The 578-nt window shown below is 40.0% G+C and carries 1 pseudogene; it reads right to left on the bottom strand.

Features of this window, described 5'->3' with window-relative positions:
• Positions 1-71 precede the first annotated feature (71 nt).
• Positions 72-578, bottom strand: a pseudogene (locus ACT3RM_RS18120) (hypothetical protein); the annotation flags it as partial.

Below are 578 nucleotides of genomic sequence, written 5' to 3'. Positions count from 1 at the left end.
CTTTTCCATTGGACGCTGATATCCACTCCCCATTGATAAAGGCCTCTTGGCGCAACTTTAAAGCTTCAATATCAAACATCGTCTTCTTGCTCCTCATTGTTATTTTGACGCCAACGCTTTTGCTTTTTAACTAATGTTGACTGATCTATATCTAATGCTTTCGCTGCTGCTCTAGTTGTCCCGTGCTCAAGCAAAGCCTCTGTGATTAATTGTTGCTCCAAGGCCTCCACTTGAGATTTCAATGTATGAACTCCTAAATTCATGAATTTCTTGATAGCTAATTCTTTTGGCAATTGAGCCGCCGTAATTAAAGGCTCATCTGTTGTAACAACTAAGCGCTCGGTTAGATTTATTAACTCACGAATATTGCCCGGCCAATCATATGAGCTTAAGTGCGCAATAAGATCGGGGTGCCATCGACAATCCAATTCATACTTGTCGTTAAAATGTTGAATATAGTGTTCAAGCAATGGTTTAACTTCATCAGTTCTTTCTCTTAAAGGAGGCAAATGAATAGGCACAACATTCAAGCGGTAAAGTAGGTCTTCTCTAAATAACTTAGCTTCGACCTGACGCTT

The organism is Pseudoalteromonas sp. AOP7-A1-14 (genome assembly GCF_052376275.1).
In the GTDB taxonomy this organism is placed as follows: domain Bacteria; phylum Pseudomonadota; class Gammaproteobacteria; order Enterobacterales; family Alteromonadaceae; genus Pseudoalteromonas.
The sequence above is the reverse complement of the archived record's forward strand: the minus strand, read 5'-3'. Positions and strand labels throughout refer to the sequence as shown.